At 56.4% G+C, this 18,318-nt stretch carries 13 protein-coding genes, 1 other RNA gene and 3 pseudogenes; 10 read left to right on the top strand and 7 right to left on the bottom strand.

Features of this window, described 5'->3' with window-relative positions; translation table 11 throughout:
• Positions 1–63: 63 nt before the first annotated feature.
• Positions 64–624, bottom strand: coding sequence for a nucleotide exchange factor GrpE (grpE, locus tag HX805_RS29980; RefSeq protein WP_003212224.1), 561 nt, complete (start codon positions 622–624; stop codon positions 64–66).
• Positions 625–877: 253 nt separating this feature from the next.
• Here grpE and recN point away from each other — a divergent pair, with 253 nt between their 5' ends.
• The gene (gene recN, locus HX805_RS29975) at positions 878–2,551 is read left to right on the top strand and encodes a DNA repair protein RecN (RefSeq protein ID WP_008436836.1); all 1,674 of its coding nucleotides are present in this window, start codon (positions 878–880) and stop codon (positions 2,549–2,551) included.
• Positions 2,552–2,647: 96 nt separating this feature from the next.
• On the opposite strand, the gene fur is transcribed toward recN, so the two are convergent.
• The gene (gene fur / locus HX805_RS29970) at positions 2,648–3,052 is read right to left on the bottom strand and encodes a ferric iron uptake transcriptional regulator (RefSeq protein WP_003212228.1); all 405 of its coding nucleotides are present in this window, start codon (positions 3,050–3,052) and stop codon (positions 2,648–2,650) included.
• Positions 3,053–3,150: 98 nt separating this feature from the next.
• Here fur and HX805_RS29965 point away from each other — a divergent pair, with 98 nt between their 5' ends.
• Complete coding sequence (locus HX805_RS29965) at positions 3,151–3,678, top strand: outer membrane protein assembly factor BamE (protein WP_003212232.1); 528 nt, start codon at positions 3,151–3,153, stop codon at positions 3,676–3,678.
• Between the two features lie 62 nt (positions 3,679–3,740).
• On the opposite strand, the gene HX805_RS29960 is transcribed toward HX805_RS29965, so the two are convergent.
• Positions 3,741–4,055: an RnfH family protein gene (locus HX805_RS29960; RefSeq protein ID WP_177009217.1), complete on the bottom strand. Its 315-nt coding sequence runs from the start codon at positions 4,053–4,055 to the stop codon at positions 3,741–3,743.
• Positions 4,048–4,482 (bottom strand): type II toxin-antitoxin system RatA family toxin, encoded by a 435-nt coding sequence (locus HX805_RS29955; RefSeq protein WP_003212236.1) that lies wholly within the window; start codon positions 4,480–4,482, stop codon positions 4,048–4,050. Before HX805_RS29955 ends, HX805_RS29960 begins: the two co-directional genes overlap by 8 nt.
• A gap of 168 nt (positions 4,483–4,650) precedes the next feature.
• Here HX805_RS29955 and smpB point away from each other — a divergent pair, with 168 nt between their 5' ends.
• A complete protein-coding gene (gene smpB, locus HX805_RS29950) occupies positions 4,651–5,133 on the top strand; it encodes an SsrA-binding protein SmpB (protein ID WP_003212238.1) in 483 nt (160 codons plus the stop codon).
• 55 nt (positions 5,134–5,188) lie between these two features.
• On the opposite strand, the gene HX805_RS29945 is transcribed toward smpB, so the two are convergent.
• A complete protein-coding gene (locus HX805_RS29945) occupies positions 5,189–5,956 on the bottom strand; it encodes an FCD domain-containing protein (protein WP_003212240.1) in 768 nt (255 codons plus the stop codon).
• Positions 5,957–6,217: 261 nt separating this feature from the next.
• Between HX805_RS29945 and HX805_RS29940 the strand changes: the two genes are divergently transcribed.
• The 7 genes and pseudogenes from HX805_RS29940 to HX805_RS32705 form a co-directional block, all read left to right on the top strand.
• Positions 6,218–7,912: a lactate permease LctP family transporter gene (locus tag HX805_RS29940; protein WP_134325713.1), complete on the top strand. Its 1,695-nt coding sequence runs from the start codon at positions 6,218–6,220 to the stop codon at positions 7,910–7,912.
• Between the two features lie 70 nt (positions 7,913–7,982).
• Positions 7,983–10,793: an FAD-binding and (Fe-S)-binding domain-containing protein gene (locus HX805_RS29935; RefSeq protein WP_177117575.1), complete on the top strand. Its 2,811-nt coding sequence runs from the start codon at positions 7,983–7,985 to the stop codon at positions 10,791–10,793.
• Between the two features lie 186 nt (positions 10,794–10,979).
• Positions 10,980–11,264, top strand: coding sequence for a hypothetical protein (locus tag HX805_RS29930; RefSeq protein WP_008436825.1), 285 nt, complete (start codon positions 10,980–10,982; stop codon positions 11,262–11,264).
• Between the two features lie 103 nt (positions 11,265–11,367).
• Positions 11,368–11,761, top strand: a transfer-messenger RNA (tmRNA) gene (gene ssrA / locus HX805_RS29925).
• 185 nt (positions 11,762–11,946) lie between these two features.
• Entirely contained in the window at positions 11,947–13,203 is a 1,257-nt protein-coding gene (locus tag HX805_RS29920) for an integrase domain-containing protein (protein WP_177117574.1), read from the top strand.
• Positions 13,204–13,614: 411 nt separating this feature from the next.
• Positions 13,615–14,430 (top strand): annotated as a pseudogene (locus tag HX805_RS32710) (cache domain-containing protein); the annotation flags it as partial.
• A 339-nt stretch (positions 14,431–14,769) separates the two neighbouring features.
• A pseudogene (locus HX805_RS32705) lies at positions 14,770–15,288 on the top strand (methyl-accepting chemotaxis protein); the annotation flags it as partial.
• Positions 15,289–15,622: 334 nt separating this feature from the next.
• On the opposite strand, the gene HX805_RS29910 reads toward HX805_RS32705, so the two are convergent.
• Positions 15,623–16,528, bottom strand: a complete 906-nt coding sequence (locus HX805_RS29910) for a LysR family transcriptional regulator (protein ID WP_177117572.1) — start codon at positions 16,526–16,528, stop codon at positions 15,623–15,625.
• Positions 16,529–16,662: 134 nt separating this feature from the next.
• Positions 16,663–17,999, bottom strand: a pseudogene (locus HX805_RS29905) (OprD family porin).
• Between the last annotated feature and the right edge of the window lie 319 nt (positions 18,000–18,318).

Genomic DNA, 18,318 nt, shown 5'->3' with positions numbered 1-18,318 from the left:
GTGGTGGCTAACTGCGGCAGTACTTAAACGCTTGACTTATAGATGGGGCCGTTACGACTTATTTCAAGCCTGCTCATCAATAGAAGGTGCAACCGGTGCAGGAGCCTTGCTCACCACAACCATTGCCGGGCGCAGCAAGCGACCGTTGAGCTGGTAACCCTTCTGGAACACCTTCAATACGCTGTTCGGCTCAAGATCAGCGTTTTCCTGCATCGCCATTGCCTGGTGATGCTCGGCATTGAACGGCTCGCCGCCTTGCGGATCGATGGCTTCCAGCTGATAACGCTTCAGGGTGTCCTGGAACATTTTCAGAGTCAGTTCGATCCCTTCGCGCATTGGGCGGATGTTTTCGTCGTCCGGATTGGACAGCTCAAGGCCACGCTCCAGGCTGTCGATGATCGGCAACAGATCACCGGCAAATTTTTCCAGGGCGAATTTGTGAGCTTTTTCTACATCCTGCTCGGCGCGGCGGCGGACGTTCTGCAGATCAGCGGCAACACGCAACGATTGATCCTGCGCGCCTGCCAATTGCTCTTCGAGCACTTGCACACGAGCGGCCAGGTCTTCACCTGCGGCCTGGTTGGCGTCTGGATTTTGCGTATCCTGCGTCTGTTCGTCAGCCATAGATTTCTCCTTTCAAAATCATGCGCGAACTCGACTCGCGCTTCTGTTCCGGTATATGGGGCCACAATTTTCAGGTTCAAGGGTTGAGGCGTTACCAAAAGTCTTTCACTTGTCCTGGATCAATTCTTATCAATCATTCCCTGTTGCGCTTAAAAATCCAGTTATTCAAGCAAATCGGACTAAGCATCAGGATTGTCACCTCCAAACAAAACACTGTATAAATAACCAGACCTAAAGCCTGGGAGCGGCCGTCATGCTGGTGCACCTGTCCGTACATAACTACGCCATCGTTGAACATCTGGATCTTGAACTGGATCGCGGGATGAGCGTAATCACAGGCGAAACCGGCGCCGGCAAGTCGATCATGCTCGACGCTCTGGGCCTGACCCTGGGTGATCGCGCCGACAGCGGGGTGGTACGCCCGGGCGCCGACAAGGCCGATATCCTCGCCACCTTTGACCTGGCCGATATCCCGGAAGCCGAGGCCTGGCTTGCCGAGCGCGACCTTAACAATGAAGGCCCGTGCATCCTGCGCCGGGTGATCACGGCCGAAGGGCGCTCCCGCGGCTATATAAATGGCACGCCCTGCCCGCTCGGCGATTTGAAAGCCCTGGGCGAACTGCTGATCGATATCCACAGCCAGCATGAACACCAGTCCCTGCTGAAAACCGACACCCATCGCCGACTCCTCGACGAGTACGCCGGTGCCACCGATCTTGCGCGCCAGGTGCAATTGGCTGCGCAGCGCTGGCGCCAGACCCGCCAGGAGCTGGAGCGCCTCTCCAACTCCGGCGACGAGCAGCGCGCCCGTCACCAGTTGCTCAGCTACCAACTGGAAGAACTGGAAAGCTTGGGGCTCGGCGAGACGGAACTGGAGCAACTGGAACAGGAACACAAGAACCTGACCAACGCCGAAACCCTGCTGGGTATCTGCCGGCAAGTGGTGGAGCAGTGCAGCGAAAGTGATTCCGGCAATGTGCTCAACGCCCTGACTGCAAGCCTGAACCGACTATCCAGCGTGAATAACGCATCAGGCTCGCTGAACGAAGCCACCACCTTGCTGACCAGCGCGCAAATCCAGGTAGAAGAAGCCGTGGGCGAACTGAACCGCTTTCTCGATCACTTCGATGCCGACCCAGCCCGCCTGCAGGATATAGAAGAGCGCCTGGACACCATCTACACCCTGGCGCGCAAACACCGGATCCAGCCGACCGAAGTCGCAACCATGCAGCAAAAGCTGCTGGATGAAATTGAAACCCTGAACGCCAACGACGAATCCATCGAGCGACTGGGTGAAGAGTTGGCGTCCTTTGCTCGCCATTATCACGAGAAAGCCCGAGAACTCAGCGACCTGCGCCATCAGGCAGCGACCGGCCTGGCCAGCGCGGTGGAGCAGGAAATCCAGCGCCTGGGCATGCCCGGCGGGCGCTTCACCATCGAGTTGCACACTAACACCAGCAATGAACTGCTGCCCAACGGCCTTGAACAGGTAGAACTGCTGGTCAGCGCGAACCCGGGCCAGCCACTCAAAGCACTGGCAAAGGTAGCTTCCGGCGGCGAGCTGTCGCGGATCAGCCTGGCGATTCAGGTGATCACCGCCCAGACCTCTCGCGTGCCAACACTGGTATTCGATGAAGTGGACGTAGGGATCGGCGGCCCGACGGCCGAGATCGTGGGCCAGTTGCTGCGCCGGCTGGGCGATCGCGGCCAGGTACTGACCGTTACCCACTTGCCACAAGTAGCCGCCCAAGGGCATCAGCACTTGTTCGTGCACAAGGTGCGAGGCAGCGATGCGACCCATACCGCCGTGTCCAAGCTGAACAAGACCGAACGGGTAGAAGAAGTGGCGCGGATGCTCGGCGGCATCGACTTGACCAAGGAGTCCTTGGCTCACGCGAAGAAAATGGTGGTAACCGCGAAGGCCTGAAGCCTGGCTTACTGAGTATTTTCTTTCTATAGAAAGCACGAAGGCGACCCTAGGGTCGCCTTCGATCGTTTCGCAGAGCGAATCTGCGTAGCTTTCTTACTTTTTCTTACGTATGTAGAGAACCAGATTGTGGTCCACCAAATCGAATCCATGCTGCTCAGCGATCATGTGCTGGAGCTTCTCGATTTCCGGACTGGTGAACTCGATAACCTCATTGGTATCCAGGTCAACCATGTGGTCGTGATGACCGCCGTCGGCCAGTTCGAACACTGCATGACCGCCGTCGAAATTATGACGAACCACCAGTCCTGCTGCTTCAAACTGGGTCAGAACACGGTAAACCGTGGCCAGGCCGACGTCCTCGTTAGACTCCATCAGCGCCTTGTATACATCCTCGGCACTCATGTGGCGCTGCTCAGCAGAATCGAGCATTTGTAGAATCTTGACTCGTGGCAGAGTCACTTTAAGACCGGCTTTGCGTAGTTCGCTATTTTCAACCATGGTTAGCTTTCTCGCGGATGCTGCTTCGCAGCTTCTCTTAATACGGGTATGATCGGCGTTTACGTTGTCCCAGCCAAGATAGTGGAAGTCGCCCACCGATGCAAAACACCAAGCTCTTGCTAACCAGTTTCACCTTTGTGGGACTGCTCGCACTCGCCGGTTGTTCATTCCCCGGGGTTTACAAAATCGACATCCAGCAGGGCAATGTCGTCACGCAGGACATGATAGACCAGTTACGCCCGGGAATGACCCGACGGCAAGTACGGTTTATCATGGGCAATCCCCTGCTGACCGACACATTCCATGCCGATCGCTGGGATTATCTCTATAGCATCCAACCTGGTGGCGGTGAACGCCAGCAGGAGCGGGTCAGTGTCATCTTCAATGGCAATGACCAGCTCGTCAGCCTGTCGGGGGACTTCAAACCGGGCGTAAGCCGCGATGAAGCCTTGCTGGGCAAGGACAACGGCACCACCGCTCCTGCGCCCGCGCAGAACGAGGAGAAGCCCAAGTCCGAGGTACCGGCCAAGCCCGGCTCCTTGCTGGACGAGATCCAGAAAGGCGTCGACGGCGTGCAAACCGTTCCGGTGCCGACTCCAGAACCCCTGGATGCCAGCCCGCAATAAGTTTGCAGCGCTCGATAAAAAGCCCGGCATGCCGGGCTTTTTGTTGTCTGCCGTTTCTCAAGCTATGAATTCTGCTGTTTTGCCTTGGCAGCCTTGGCTGCACGCAAACGACGTATCTCCATCGGATCTGCGAGCAATGGCCGATAGATCTCGATTCGGTCTCCAGCCTGCACCACACGCACGTCAGCGTCCGCTACCACCTTGCCGAAAATCCCCAAGGGGCAATCCTGCAGATTCAGCTCCGGAAATTGCGCAGCCATCCCCGAGCCCAACACTGCGGCCCTGAGGGTTGAGCCCGGTGCTACTGCCAGGCTCATCAACACCTGGCGATCCACCGCGGCGTACACCACCTCGATTTCAACCAATGGCTCAGCCATGCATTTGCTTGGCGCGCTGGCAAAACGCGTCCACCAGTGTATTGGCCGCCTGATTGAACAGTGGCCCCAGGGTGGCACGCACGATAGGGCCGGCATAGTCGAACGACAGGTCCAGGCTGATCTTGCAGGCTTTCTCGTTCAACGCCTTGAACACCCACACACCGTGCAACTGAGTGAACGGACCTTCTTCGAGATTCATCTCGATGGACTGCCCGGGCACCAGCGTGTTGCGCGTGACAAAGTGCTGGCTCAAGCCGCCCTTTGCCACCCCCACGCTGGCAACCATGTGCTCATCACTGCTCTCCAACACCTCGGCAGTCGAACACCAAGGCAGGAACTCCGGGTAACGCGCCACGTCGTTGACCAGGTCATAGAGCGCCTGTGCCGGATAAGGCAGCAGGGCCGAACGTTGAATATGCGTCGTCATGTGAGCGTTATTTCCACAGCTGAGCGGCAAACATCGCGAAAGGACAACAGGATTCGCGAAAGAAAAAAATCAAAAACCAGCCTGCATTGTCCGGGATTCATTCAACACGCTCAAGCACGCAGGTTGACCGTAGCCGACGCGCTCGCAACTCCCTATAATGCCGCCCCTATGGCTAAACAAAAGAAACACCCAACAGGGACCATCGCGCAAAATAAAAAGGCGCGACACGATTACTTCATCGAACATCGTTTCGAGGCTGGTCTGGTCCTGGCCGGCTGGGAAGTAAAAAGTCTGCGTGCCAGCAAGCTGCAGCTGGTCGACAGTTATGTGCTGCTCAAAGACGGCGAGGCATGGCTGCTCGGCAGTCATATCACGCCGCTGATGACCGCGAGCACCCACGTGATCGCCGACCCGGTGCGCACGCGCAAGCTGTTGCTCAATGCCCGCGAGCTGGAAAAGCTCCACGCCGCCGTGCAGCAAAAGGGCTACGCCTGTGTCTGCCTGTCGTGGTACTGGAGCAAGCACCTGGTCAAGTGCGAGATCGCACTGGGCAAGGGCAAGAAGGAATACGACAAGCGTGATACCGAGCGCGAGCGCGATTCCAACCGGGAATTGCAGCGTGCCGTGCGCAACAAGGGCAAGGAAGACTGACTTTCTTGTGACTTGATGTGGATGACGGAGCCCGCTCCCTCATCCACAGCATTTGCTACATCCCTTTGCGCCGTTCCGCCCGGGCCATGCGCTGAACCTCCTGCCGCACTTCCTCCAGCACTTCCTGCACATACAGCAGGTGACGTGTTGAGACTTCCCGTGCCTGCTCGGCACGCCCCTCGATAATCGCCAGGTACAGGTCCCGATGCTGATTGATCAGCATGTCGCGGGTCTCCGTACGCTGCTGGTACATGCCGCCAATATTGGTCACCACATTACGCTTGAGCAGGTCGAACAGGCCGCGAATGGTGTGCAGCAATACCGCGTTATGGCTGGCCTCGGCGATGGCCAGGTGAAACCTCGCATCCGCCGCGCCCTCTTCCGCCCGACTCACTTCATCCGACCGCGTGTAGCAATCCTGCAACTCCTCGAACGCCGCGGTCAGCCGCTCGCGGTCCACCTCAGTGGCACGCAACGCTGCGTAATACGCGCAAGAGGCCTCCAGGGTCTGACGAAACTCCAGAAGATCACGCTGAGCCTCCGGATTATTTTCCAGCAGATGCAGCAGCGGATCACTGAAGGTTGAACCCAGCGACTCCACCACATAATTGCCACCACCTTGGCGACTGATCAGCAAACCTTTTGCCACCAGCTTTTGGATCGCCTCACGCAACGACGGCCGCGACACCCCGAACTGCTCGGCCAGTGCGCGCTCGGCCGGCAAGCGCTCGCCCGACTTCAGCGTGCCCTCAAGGATCATGCCCTCAAGCTGCTCGACGATGTCGTCAGACAAACGGCGCTGACGCACCTGATCAAACCCCATAACTCACTCTCCACCATCCCGACCACTCGCCGGGGCCCCTATTCTGGCCTATCGCCGAGTATCCGGCACCTATCAGAACGCCCTCGTTTAAGCCAATCAGCCCCCACCAACCCCGACCTACGACCAAAGATTCACAAGCGGCAAATTGACACATCCCCCAGAAGGCTTTTAACCTAGCCAACGGTGATTGTAAATTGGTAATACCAATTACCCAAATCATCCAAGCAGTGCCTGACCAACAACAATTAGGGGCCACCCCATATGCAAACCTGGCAACAGCTCTACAGCCCGCTCGGCAGCCTCGGCCTGTCCGCACTGGCCGCCGTCATTCCCATCGTATTTTTCTTCCTGGCCCTGGCGGTGTTTCGCCTCAAAGGCCACGTTGCGGGCAGCATCACCCTGGCACTGTCGATCCTGGTGGCGATCTTTGCCTTCCAGATGCCGGTCGACATGGCGCTCGCCGCCGCCGGTTATGGCTTCGCCTACGGCCTATGGCCAATCGCCTGGATCATCGTCGCCGCCGTATTCCTGTACAAACTGACGGTCAAGAGCGGCCAGTTCGAAATCATCCGCAGCTCCGTGCTGTCGATTACCGACGACCAGCGCCTGCAAGTGCTGCTGATCGGCTTCTGCTTCGGCGCGTTCCTGGAAGGCGCCGCCGGTTTCGGCGCACCGGTGGCGATTACTGCCGCACTGCTGGTAGGCCTGGGTTTCAACCCGCTGTATGCCGCCGGCCTGTGCCTGATTGCCAATACCGCCCCCGTTGCGTTCGGCGCACTGGGGATTCCAATCATCGTGGCCGGGCAGGTGACCGGGATCGATGCATTCAAGATCGGCGCCATGGCCGGTCGCCAGCTGCCGCTGCTGTCGCTGTTCGTGCCGTTCTGGCTGGTGTTCATGATGGACGGCCTGCGCGGCGTCAAGGAAACCTGGCCTGCCGCGCTGGTTGCGGGCCTGAGCTTCGCCGTAACCCAGTTCTTCACCTCGAACTTCATCGGCCCGGAACTGCCGGACATCACCTCGGCCCTGGCCAGCCTGATTTCTCTGACCCTGTTCCTGAAAGTCTGGCAGCCCAAGCGTAGTGCCGGCGCGCAAATCGTTGGCGCAACGTCCGGCACTGCCGTCACTGCCAGCGCCGGTGGCTTTGGCCTGCCTCGCAACACCCTGGCTTCGCCTTACAGCCTGGGGGAAATTTTCAAGGCCTGGTCGCCGTTCCTGATCCTGACCGTGCTGGTCACCATCTGGACCCTCAAGCCGTTCAAGGCGATGTTCGCCGCCGGCGGCGCGATGTACAGCTCGGTATTCAACTTTGCGATCCCGCACCTGGATCAACTGGTGATCAAGGTCGCGCCCATCGTTGCCACCCCGACAGCCATCCCGGCGGTATTCAAGCTTGATCCGATTTCCGCCACCGGCACGGCGATTTTCTTCTCCGCCCTGGTATCGATGCTGGTGCTGAAGATTGATTTCAAAACTGGTCTGACCACCTTGAAAGAAACTTTTTATGAGCTGCGCTGGCCGATCCTTTCCATCGGCATGGTGCTGGCCTTTGCCTTCGTCACCAACTATTCGGGCATGTCATCAACCATGGCCCTGGTGCTGGCGGCTACCGGCGCGGCATTCCCGTTCTTCTCGCCATTCCTTGGCTGGCTCGGAGTGTTTCTGACCGGCTCCGACACCTCGTCCAACGCGCTGTTCAGCTCGCTGCAAGCCACTACCGCGCACCAGATCGGCGTCAACGACACCTTGCTGGTAGCGGCAAACACCAGCGGCGGCGTGACCGGCAAGATGATCTCGCCGCAGTCGATCGCCGTGGCATGCGCCGCGACTGGCCTGGTGGGCAAGGAATCCGACCTGTTCCGCTTTACCCTCAAGCACAGCCTGTTTTTCGCGACGATCGTCGGGCTGATCACCTTGGCCCAGGCTTACTGGTTCACCGGTATGCTGGTGCACTAAGACCTGCACGCGATAGGGTAAGAACCGACGCCGGGCAGCGATTCCGGCGTCTGCTATTTCTGGAGGACCGATGAGCCTGCCTGCTGCTTTTCTGAGCGACGCCGCACAACTGATCCCGAAAGATCGTCGTTTCGACGATCCACTTTCCACCCTCGCCTTCGGCACCGACGCCAGCTTTTACCGACTGATCCCACAACTGGTAATCCGGGTTGAATCGGAAGATGAAGTGGTGGCCCTGCTGCAACTGGCCCAGCGCGACCGCGTGCCGGTGACCTTTCGTGCGGCGGGCACCAGCCTTTCGGGACAGGCCATCAGCGACTCGGTACTGATCGTGCTGGGGGACAATTGGAACGGGCGTGAGATTCGCGGCCAGGGCACACAAATTCGTCTGCAGCCCGGCGTGATCGGGGCGCAGGCCAACGCCTGGCTGGCACCGTTCGGGCGCAAGATCGGCCCGGACCCGGCGTCGATCAATGCCTGCAAGATTGGCGGCATCGTCGCCAACAATGCCAGCGGCATGTGCTGCGGCACGGCGCAGAATACCTATCACACCCTGGCGGGCATTCGCTTGGTGCTGGCCGACGGCAGCCGCCTGGACACGGAAGATCCGGCCAGTGTTGCGGCCTTTCGCCAACGCCATGGCGAGCTGCTTGACCGCCTGGCGGCACTCGGTCGAGAAACCCGGGCAAACGCTGAATTGGCTGCAAAAATCCGCCACAAATACCGTCTGAAAAATACCACCGGGTTGTCACTCAACGCCCTGGTGGATTTCGACGAGCCACTGGATATCCTCAGCCATTTGCTGGTCGGCTCCGAAGGCACCCTGGGCTTTATCAGCGCAGTGACCTACGACACGGTGATCGACCACCCGAACAAAGCCTCGGCCCTGATCGTGTTCCCGGATGTGGAAACCTGCTGCAACGCGGTGACCGTACTCAAAACCCAACCTGTTTCAGCGGTTGAACTACTGGACCGGCGCAGCATGCGTTCGGTGCAGGACAAACCCGGCATGCCGGCTTTCGTACAGCAGCTATCGGAAAATGCCTGCGCCCTGCTGATCGAATCCCGCGCCGCCTCGCCCTCGCTGCTGCATGAGCAACTGGCGCTGATCATGGCTTCCCTGGCCAGCTTCCCAGTGGAGAAACAAGTCGACTTCACCGAAGACCCGGTGGAAAACGCCCGCCTGTGGGCGATCCGCAAAGACACCTTCCCCGCCGTGGGCGCCGTGCGTAAAACCGGCACCACCGTAATCATCGAAGACGTGACCTTCCCGGTGGAACAACTGGCCATTGGCGTTAATCGCCTGATCGAGTTGTTCGACAAACATCACTACGACGAAGCGATCCTTTTCGGACACGCCCTGGAAGGCAATCTGCACTTTGTGTTCACCCAAGGCTTCAACAGCGCGGAAGAAGTCGCGCGCTACCAGGCGTTCATGGACGACGTCGCCCAGTTGGTGGCCGTGGAGTTTGGCGGCTCGCTGAAGGCCGAGCACGGTACCGGTCGCAACATGGCGCCCTTTGTCGAACTGGAATGGGGCAGCGATGCCTACCAATTGATGTGGCAGCTCAAGCGCCTGCTTGACCCCAACGGCATTCTCAACCCGGACGTGGTGCTCAGCGAAGACCCGCAAATCCACCTCAAGCACCTCAAGCCACTGCCCGCCGCTGACGAGCTTGTGGATAAGTGCATCGAGTGCGGTTTCTGCGAACCGGTGTGCCCGTCGAAGGGGCTGACCCTGAGCCCGCGCCAGCGCATTGTGATCTGGCGCGATATCCAGGCCAGGAAACGCGCCGGTATCGACACCACTGAACTGGAAGAGGCGTATCAATACCAGGGCATCGACACCTGCGCGGCGACCGGGCTTTGTGCCCAGCGCTGCCCGGTAGGCATCAATACCGGCGACCTGGTGAAAAAGCTGCGCAGCCGCGACGCCGACCGTACGAAAACCGCCGAATGGCTATCGGCGCATTTCGCCACGGCACTGCAAGGTGCGCGCTTCACCCTGCACGTGGCCAACGGTGCGCGCATGCTGCTGGGCGCTCCGCGACTGGCGAAGCTCTCGGCCACGGTAACCCGGCTGTCCAAGGGGCAAATCCCCCAATGGACCAACGCCATGCCGCAACCGGAAAAGGCCATTCGCTTCAGCCCCGCCGTGAGCGATGAGCGACCCCGCGTGGTGTACCTCGCCGCCTGCGTATCACGCGCGATGGGCCCGGCAGCCGGCGACCACGAACAGATGTCGCTGTACGACAAAACCCGTGGCCTGCTGGAAAAAGCCGGTTATCAGGTAGTCTTCCCCGACAATCAGGACAACCTCTGCTGCGGCCAACCATTCGCATCCAAGGGCTACGCCGAACAAGCCGAACACAAACGCCAGGAACTGATCGGCGCCCTGCTCCACGCCAGCCGTGGCGGCCTCGACCCGATCTACTGCGACACCAGCCCGTGCACCCTGCGCCTGGTCCAGGACCTTGCCGAAACCCGTCTCGACCTATACGACCCCGTGCGTTTTATCCGCACGCACCTGATGGACCGCCTCGACTTCACCCCCCAGGAAGCCCCGATCGCCGTGCACGTCACCTGCAGCACCCAACACCTGGGAGAGAGCCAGGCGCTGATCGACTTGGCCAGGCGTTGCAGCAAAAACGTGGTGATCCCTGAAGGCATTCATTGTTGTGGTTTTGCCGGCGACAAAGGCTTTACCACGCCCGAATTGAATGCCCACTCGCTACGCACCCTGAAGGACGCCGTGCAGTATTGCAGCGAGGGCATCTCCACCAGCCGTACGTGTGAGATTGGCCTGACACAACACGGTGGAATTGATTACCACGGCCTGGTGTACCTGGTGGATCGAGTAACCCAGGCGCGCGCCCACTAGGGCCGCCCTCTTTGGGTGCAAAACCTAATGATTTCGGGGTTTTTCGACTAATCCAGCGACAAAACAGAACCCCTGCGCGCCGGCGTAGTCATCTGCATAGGCCTCGACAAACGAGGCTCATCAGTGACCTCGCTGGCTGCACGGAAAACCGGCAGCATCGAGCCCTATTTGCACAAGGAGATACCCATGAAGCGTTCCGCTCTTGCTGGTTTGTTCATTACCGCTGCGATGCTGGCGTCCCCCGCGTTTGCGGCCGGAACAAAAGACGATCTGTGCCAAATCAACCTGGACAAAATCAACAACGGTAAAGCGTTGCTCGCCACCGACACCAGCGGCAAATCTGGCGAAATCGACACCGCCGTTTCCCAAGCCAAGGCAGCCCATGCGGCAGGCGATGACAAGAAATGCATCGAGATCACCTCCAAGGCCCTGCAAAGCCTGCAAGACTCGGACAAAGGCGGCAATCAGTAACTCGCTGATTGCTCGAGGCCAACCTTCGGGTTGGCCTTCTGTGACCGATTGACGTACACTGCACAGGCTTGTCACTCACTAAGAAACAACGAGTTACAAGCACGGGGCCGTTTAGGATTCGACGCCGGTTGCGAAACTTTAGGTGCATGCCGAGTTGGTAACAGAACTCGTAAATCCACTGTTGCAACTTCTTATAGTTGCCAATGACGAAACCTACGGGGAATACGCTCTCGCTGCGTAAGCAGCCTTAGCCCTTCCCTCCTGGTACCTTCGGGTCCAGCAATCATCAGGGGATGTCTGTAAACCCAAAGTGATTGTCATATAGAACAGAATCGCCGTGCAGTACGTTGTGGACGAAGCGGCTAAAACTTACACAACTCGCCCAAAGCACCCTGCCCTTCGGGTCGCTGAGGGTTAACTTAATAGAAACGGCTACGCATGTAGTACCGACAGCGGAGTACTGGCGGACGGGGGTTCAAATCCCCCCGGCTCCACCAAATACACATCTAAAGACGTCCACGGACGTCTTTTTTTGTGCCTGAAATCCAGTAAATACAAGGGTTTAGGGTCTATTAGCGTCCATAGACGTCCGACACAATCCGCGTTATCGGGTATTCCAGATGGTATTCCAAGCACTTCAGTGGTAATTTTTGGAATACCAATTGATGTCATGGAACACCTCATGTGCGCCCAAGCTACCCGCCTCTCTGACCGCCAGCTCAAAGCGGTAAAGCCGAAAGACAAGGACTACGTCCTCAGCGATGGAGACGGTTTACAGCTGCGCGTGAGGGTCAATGGCTCTACGCTCTGGAACTTCAACTATCGGCAACCGATCACCAAGAATCGCATCAATATGGGTCTTGGCACCTACCCGGAACTCTCGCTCGCACAAGCCCGGAAAAAAACGGTCGAAGCCAGAGAGCTTCTCGCCCAGGGCATCGACCCTAAAGAACAACGTAGCGAGTTGGAACAGACAAGAAGGCAAGCAACCGAACACACATTCGAGAACGTGGCATCTGCCTGGTTTGAACTGAAAAAGGATTCTGTAACTCAGGCTTATGCCGAGGACATCTGGCGCTCGCTCACACTGCATGTCTTCCCATCGCTGAGAACAACACCCATCTCGCAGATCAATGCCCCGGTGGTCATCGAGCTGCTACGCCCTTTGGAAACGAAAGGTAGTCTCGAGACAGTGAAGCGACTGACGCAACGACTTAACGAGATCATGACCTATGGCGTGAACTCAGGAATCATCTTCGCCAATCCGCTCAGCGGCATCCGGGCTGTTTTCAAGAAACCAAAAAAACAGAACATGGCCGCCCTTCGTCCTGAAGAGCTGCCAGAACTAATGATCGCCATCGCCAACGCGAGTATTAAAAGAACAACACGCTGCCTGATCGAATGGCAGCTCCACACCATGACCCGCCCCGCCGAAGCCGCCACGACATCTTGGGCTGATATTGATTTAGATAAGAAAATTTGGACGATCCCAGCGGAGCGCATGAAGAAGCGACGCGCTCACGTCATACCGCTGACCGACCATGCAGTTGCCCTGCTAGACACAATCAAGCCCTACAGCGGCCACAGAGAATACGTGTTCCCGGCCGATAGAGATCCACGAGATCACTGCAACAGCCAGACAGCAAACATGGCTCTGAAACGTATGGGCTTTGAAGGACGATTGGTCAGCCATGGCATGCGCTCCATGGCCAGTACCATCCTGAATGAGAAAGGATGGAACTCAGAGCTGATCGAGGTCGCGCTTGCTCACGTGGATAAAGATGAAGTGCGCAGCGCATACAACCGTGCGGACTACATTGAGCGCAGACGCCCAATGATGATTTGGTGGAGCGAACATATTCACCAGGCGGCTACTGGCAGTCTTTCAGTTTCAGCCGTTCAAAGTACAAGAGTCTTAAAATCGGTATCGATGGGATAGTTAGTTACAGCGAGCCTGACTATCCCCGATAGCGTTAACCAGTCGCAGAAGGGACAACAGTTAACAGTTACCTGCCCCCTCCTCACCGCACAGATTCGTACACGTTGAACTACCGCATGGGATCCTGCCTTGGGTAGCGGCTTTGTTCGCTCGACCGAAGACTTTACGCACAATTTAAGGGGGCGGTCGACTGCAAATGGTAGTTGCATTTTTACAATGCTCATTGCGAAAACGCCGGTTATGGCAATCGTTTTTTGCCGCCGATACTCCGTAAGTCAGCGCCTTAACTTTCGGAAAAATAATGACTAGAAGCTACCTTGATAACGAGCTCTCGCGATCTCCCGATATCCCTCAAATGCATGACCTGCAGAAACAGAGTTGGACCACGCAGCAGTTCGGGGGTTATGTCATATGAGACTTCGTAGCAAGGTAATCCTCCTGGCGCTTGTCCCTACCTTTATCCTCGCAGTGGCACTAAGTGCGGTGTCAATCACCGTGCTATTTCGCCTAGCGCAGGAGGAGGTAGAGCAAGCCCGGCAGCTACTGTTGAAAGAACGCAGTGCAGCGCTCGAAAACCACGTCCAGATGGCTGTCTCTTCTGTAAAAGCCATCTATGACACCTCGACCTTTGGCGACGTGGAGGCCAGAGATCGCGCGGTGCAAATCATGCGCAAGCTTTCCTATGGCGAACAGGGTTATTTTTTCGGATATGACCGAGACATCGTGCGACTGTTTTGGGCTAATAAGGATATCGATATAGGTGTTAGTTTTTATAACGCCATGGACGCTAACGGTGTTTACGTTATCCGCGAACTGAACCGTCTAGCGCGTGAAGGTAAACATTTCTTGCGCTACGACTGGCCCATGCCAGGCAGTGACAAACCGGTTCCGAAGCTCGGTTACTCAGTGCTCCTAGACAAGTGGGACATGATGATCGGTTCCGCAGTAAACCTCGATGACATTGAGGAGGAAGTCAGTCACATTGCGCAAACCCAATACGCTCGAATCAATACTCTAGCCACGGGTATTGTGATTGCTGATCTGGTGCTACTGCTCTTGATTGCAGTGATAGCTGTGATTCTAGGTAATTCTATTATCAAACCTGTTTTGGTTATCCAATCCAATCTCGATGATATCGCCGCCGGTGAAGGTGATTTGACTCGTCGCCTGCCTGTCAGCAGCAAAGATGAGCTTGGAGCCCTAGCTAACTCCTTCAACCAGTTTGTCGAAAAAATTCAAGGCGTAGTGAGGCAAATTGTCGAGGTCACTCGCGATCTTACTGAGCATTCAAAGGAAATGGCCGCCCAGGCACAACAAACTGAGCTCGTGATGGATCGCCAAAAACTGGAAACAGATCAAGTCGCGACGGCGGTGCATGAAATGTCTGCTGCGTCACACGAAATCTCTCGTAGCGCTCAAAGCGCTGCTACTGCCGCTAAAGAAACAGACGAGGTGGGGGCTGCTGCCCGGAATGTCGTAAACGGAGGGATCGCGAGCATTCATTCGCTGATTGAAGACGTGAATGTGACGAGCATGTCGTTAGACCGGCTTCAGCACGATGCGCAGTCGATTGTCGGTGTGCTTGACGTCATACGCTCAATCGCCGAGCAAACCAATCTGTTAGCGTTGAATGCTGCTATTGAAGCGGCTCGAGCAGGAGAGGCTGGCCGTGGTTTTGCAGTGGTCGCGGATGAGGTTCGAGCTCTCGCAAGCAGGACACAAAACAGTACCCAAGAAATTCAAGGCATGATCAATCGCCTTCAATCAGGTACGTCCGCCGCCGTGAAAGCGATGGTTAGCTCCAGTGAAAAAGGCAAAATTTCCGGAGGCCAAGCTAACGAGGCAGGTGATTCGTTAGACGCTATGGCTCAGCTAGTCAGTACGATCAATGGTATGAGTGCTCAGATTGCCACCGCTGCCGAGGAGCAAACAGCAGTCGCTGAAGAGATCAATCAAAGCATGACCAGTATTGCCCTCGCAGCTGAAATGGTCGCACAAGAAACTCAAAAGGGTGCCGCTACCGCTAGAAGTGTCGCTGGACTTGGTGACAGGCTTGACGCGCTCGTTAAACAATTCCGAATCTGATCCCGCTTTCTTGCAGCAGTGAGGGCCATTGGCCTGCCCCAGTTCTACTGAAGACGCTGCCCGATGCTTCGATGCACGGAGTCAGTACTCAATAAACCCAGTGATTGGGGCAATACAATGAACGAGGCTAGCCCTTCAGCGACGTAGAGCGTAGACGTCACAACCCTCCTCGGCGGGGTTGCATTGAGCAGGCTGGTATCGGCAACATCGGTGCGTTGTGTCCGATCAATTTCAGGATGTCCTGGGAAGCTTGAATTGCTAGGAGATCTTTTACTTCAGGGTAGTCGGCATCGTGACGGAGTCTGGAGTGAAACCGATGTCAGATGCCGGACTATCAATCGGTTTGGGCGAATAGTGGATCCTTAAGAAGGAGATTCTCGAGGAAACTGACCGTCGCTTTAACGCGAGGTATGTATCGTAGTTCATGGTGTACGCCTAGCCATAAGTCTCGGGTTACGCGGACGTCTTCAGCTAATAGCCGAAGTAGCCCGAAGCGGCTAGCGTCCGCGAACTCGGGTAGTAGCACTATTCCGACGCCCGCCGCGGCAGCAAACATTTGCGCGAGCATGCTGGAGGATTGGAAAGCATAAGTCGGTTTATCCACTACCTCTTCAAGCCAACGAACAGCATTGATATGAATCAGATCACCGATATAGCCCACAAATTTGTGCTGAGATAATTCCCCGGCGTTCTCAGGGGCGCCGTACTGCTCGATATAGCTGGGGGCAGCATACAGATGGAGTGAAAACCGCCCCATATGCTCAGTGTCGAGGCCTTTTCCATGGGGCTTGAAAAAGCCCAGAAATACATCAGCTTCTCGACGAGTGACATACAGCTGCTGCGCAGAGGTGACAAGTTCGACAGTTATGGCTGGAAATTCACGATTGAGGTCCACCAATCTGCTGCTGAGGTATAGCGATGCAATGCCCTCCATGGTGCCAATGCGCACTGGACCATGCAGAGCATTTGATCTCCGTTCAAGCGCTGCGGTCAGCGCCGCAAAGCCGTTGTCCATTTCTTGCACCGACTCAAGCAATTCTCCGCCAAATCCATTTAGAGCAAACCCCATGTGATTTCGCTCGAACAAACTGCCGCCAAGAATGTATTCAAGCTGAGCAATGCGCCGGCTGACCGTGGATTGGTCGATGCTCAGCTTGCGTGCTGCCTTCAGCAAGTTGCCAGTTCGCGCAACGGCCAGAAAGATCCTCAGATCGTTCCAGTTAAGATGGTCTAGAGACACAGAGTACCCTCGGTTACAGATTGAGTAGGACAAAGCACAAAGGTCCTGAAACAGGCCGAGCTTTTTGGAACAAAAAATTGCGCGAAAAAAAAGCCTCACCAACAGGTAAGGCTTTTTTTTCGCAGAGACGCCGATTACATAAAGCTGTAGGTGTAATTGAAGATCAGACGGGTCTGGTCCTGGGCATTGATATTGGTATCGCCACGATACGTGCCGTGACGCAGTGTCGTACCAAACCCTTTCAACGCTCCTGTTTGAATCACGTAATCAACGCGCAGGTCGCGCTCCCACTCGGATTGGTCGTTACCTATTCCATTGGTAGCTTTGATGTTTTCACCGCGCAGATAGGCGGCCGAAGCCTTCAGGCCTGGAATGCCCAGCGAGGCGAAGTCGTAGGTGTACTGACCGAAAGTGGTGTTTTCACCGGCACGGACGAAGCTGTTGATCATGGCGTCGGTGAACAGGTAGAAACTTGCACCACCGGCACCGTAATTGTGGCCGCTGTTATTGAGCAGGCTTCCCTGATTCAAATAGACGAAGCCGCCGTCATCGTTGACGCGCTGATGACCGACCAGGAAGGCGTTGCCACCCAGGGTGTAAGTGAACATGGCGCTCCAGGTCTTGTTATCGACCTCGCCTGGGTTCTTGGCGAACCCACCGTTGTTATTGAATGTGTAACCTGGATCGCCGTTCTTGCCATCGGAACTGCTATCGAAATAGCGAATGTCGGTCTTGAACGACTGGTTTGTGCTGATCGGGTAAACGTGCACCAAGCCAAGGAAGTTCTGCTTATAGTAGTCTTCTAGGTTCGCATAGTAGTACTGCAGCGTCAGGTCCTTGGTGACCTTCCAGTCAGCACCGGCATAACGGAACTGGTTACTTTCCTGGGTACCACCATTCACCGCCAGGCCGGTGCTGTTGCTCGAGGCGCGACCTGTCGCGTGCTCCAACTGACCCACGTTGAAGGTCACGTTGTCGATTTCCTTCGAGGTGACGGTGCCACCCTCGAAAGTTTGTGGCAGCAGCGAGTGTCGTTCGCAATTAGGATCGGCATGTTTGGCTGCAGACCACTACCGTAATGGGCCTCTGTCTTGGAGAAGCGAGCTTTGACGTTGCCCGCAAGGCGACTCCATTCATCCACTGCCGAGCCATCAGAATCGCTAGGAGAGAAAGAGTTATTGTCCGGGTGATGGCCCTTGCCACCGTCCAGATGGAAACCGACCAGCGCCTGGGCGTCAAAACCGAAACCGACGACACCTTGGGTGAAGCCTGACTGGAAATCGAACTTGAGTCCCTCAGCGGTTTCTCGCTGATTGTTAGCAGGAGTACTCGGACCTTCGCGAGCATCGGCGTTGTAATACATGGTTCGCGAACTGACGGATACCTTGCTGTCTTCGATGAAGCCTGCAGCGACTGCCTGCTGCGTCAAAAACCCCGCAGCCACGGCTAGGGTCAAGGTGAACTTGCTCATTTTGAAGCTCCTCTCGTTTTTATAGTTGTGTTCTTGGCCCAGATTCATTTCCACCGGCTCAGTGATTGGCTCTATTGCGTGAGTTATAAGTCTCTAGTTTTTACTTGTAAACCTATGGAATTAGTCAAATCAGCTGCCACTTGCCTTTAGGGTGTGATGAATCCGAAATAATTGGTTAGACAAGTTTTGATTTGTGTGTCGAGACGCGTGAAAAGGTGCTGGCTCCTTAAAGGATCGGGAGCCAGCATCGATGCCAAGTGGTAATTCGAGAGTGCGGTTGTGGTGCGCTTTGGGGATGCGGCCCTTCAGCTACCGCACC

This window comes from Pseudomonas sp. G5001 (assembly GCF_013385475.1).
Taxonomy (GTDB): Bacteria; Pseudomonadota; Gammaproteobacteria; order Pseudomonadales; family Pseudomonadaceae; genus Aquipseudomonas.
Note: the sequence above shows the minus strand (reverse complement) of the source record. Positions and strands in the feature narration are given on the sequence as shown.

Coding starts and splice junctions, on each gene's coding strand:
- HX805_RS29935 (WP_177117575.1), top strand. CDS start 7,983: ATGAGCCTGCCTGCTGCTTTTCTGAGCGACGCCGCACAACTGATCCCG.
- smpB (WP_003212238.1), top strand. CDS start 4,651: ATGGCTAAACAAAAGAAACACCCAACAGGGACCATCGCGCAAAATAAA.
- HX805_RS29940 (WP_134325713.1), top strand. CDS start 6,218: ATGCAAACCTGGCAACAGCTCTACAGCCCGCTCGGCAGCCTCGGCCTG.
- HX805_RS29955 (WP_003212236.1), bottom strand. CDS start 4,482: ATGACGACGCATATTCAACGTTCGGCCCTGCTGCCTTATCCGGCACAG.
- fur (WP_003212228.1), bottom strand. CDS start 3,052: ATGGTTGAAAATAGCGAACTACGCAAAGCCGGTCTTAAAGTGACTCTG.
- HX805_RS29920 (WP_177117574.1), top strand. CDS start 11,947: ATGTGCGCCCAAGCTACCCGCCTCTCTGACCGCCAGCTCAAAGCGGTA.
- recN (WP_008436836.1), top strand. CDS start 878: ATGCTGGTGCACCTGTCCGTACATAACTACGCCATCGTTGAACATCTG.
- HX805_RS29965 (WP_003212232.1), top strand. CDS start 3,151: ATGCAAAACACCAAGCTCTTGCTAACCAGTTTCACCTTTGTGGGACTG.
- HX805_RS29960 (WP_177009217.1), bottom strand. CDS start 4,055: ATGGCTGAGCCATTGGTTGAAATCGAGGTGGTGTACGCCGCGGTGGAT.
- HX805_RS29930 (WP_008436825.1), top strand. CDS start 10,980: ATGAAGCGTTCCGCTCTTGCTGGTTTGTTCATTACCGCTGCGATGCTG.
- grpE (WP_003212224.1), bottom strand. CDS start 624: ATGGCTGACGAACAGACGCAGGATACGCAAAATCCAGACGCCAACCAG.
- HX805_RS29945 (WP_003212240.1), bottom strand. CDS start 5,956: ATGGGGTTTGATCAGGTGCGTCAGCGCCGTTTGTCTGACGACATCGTC.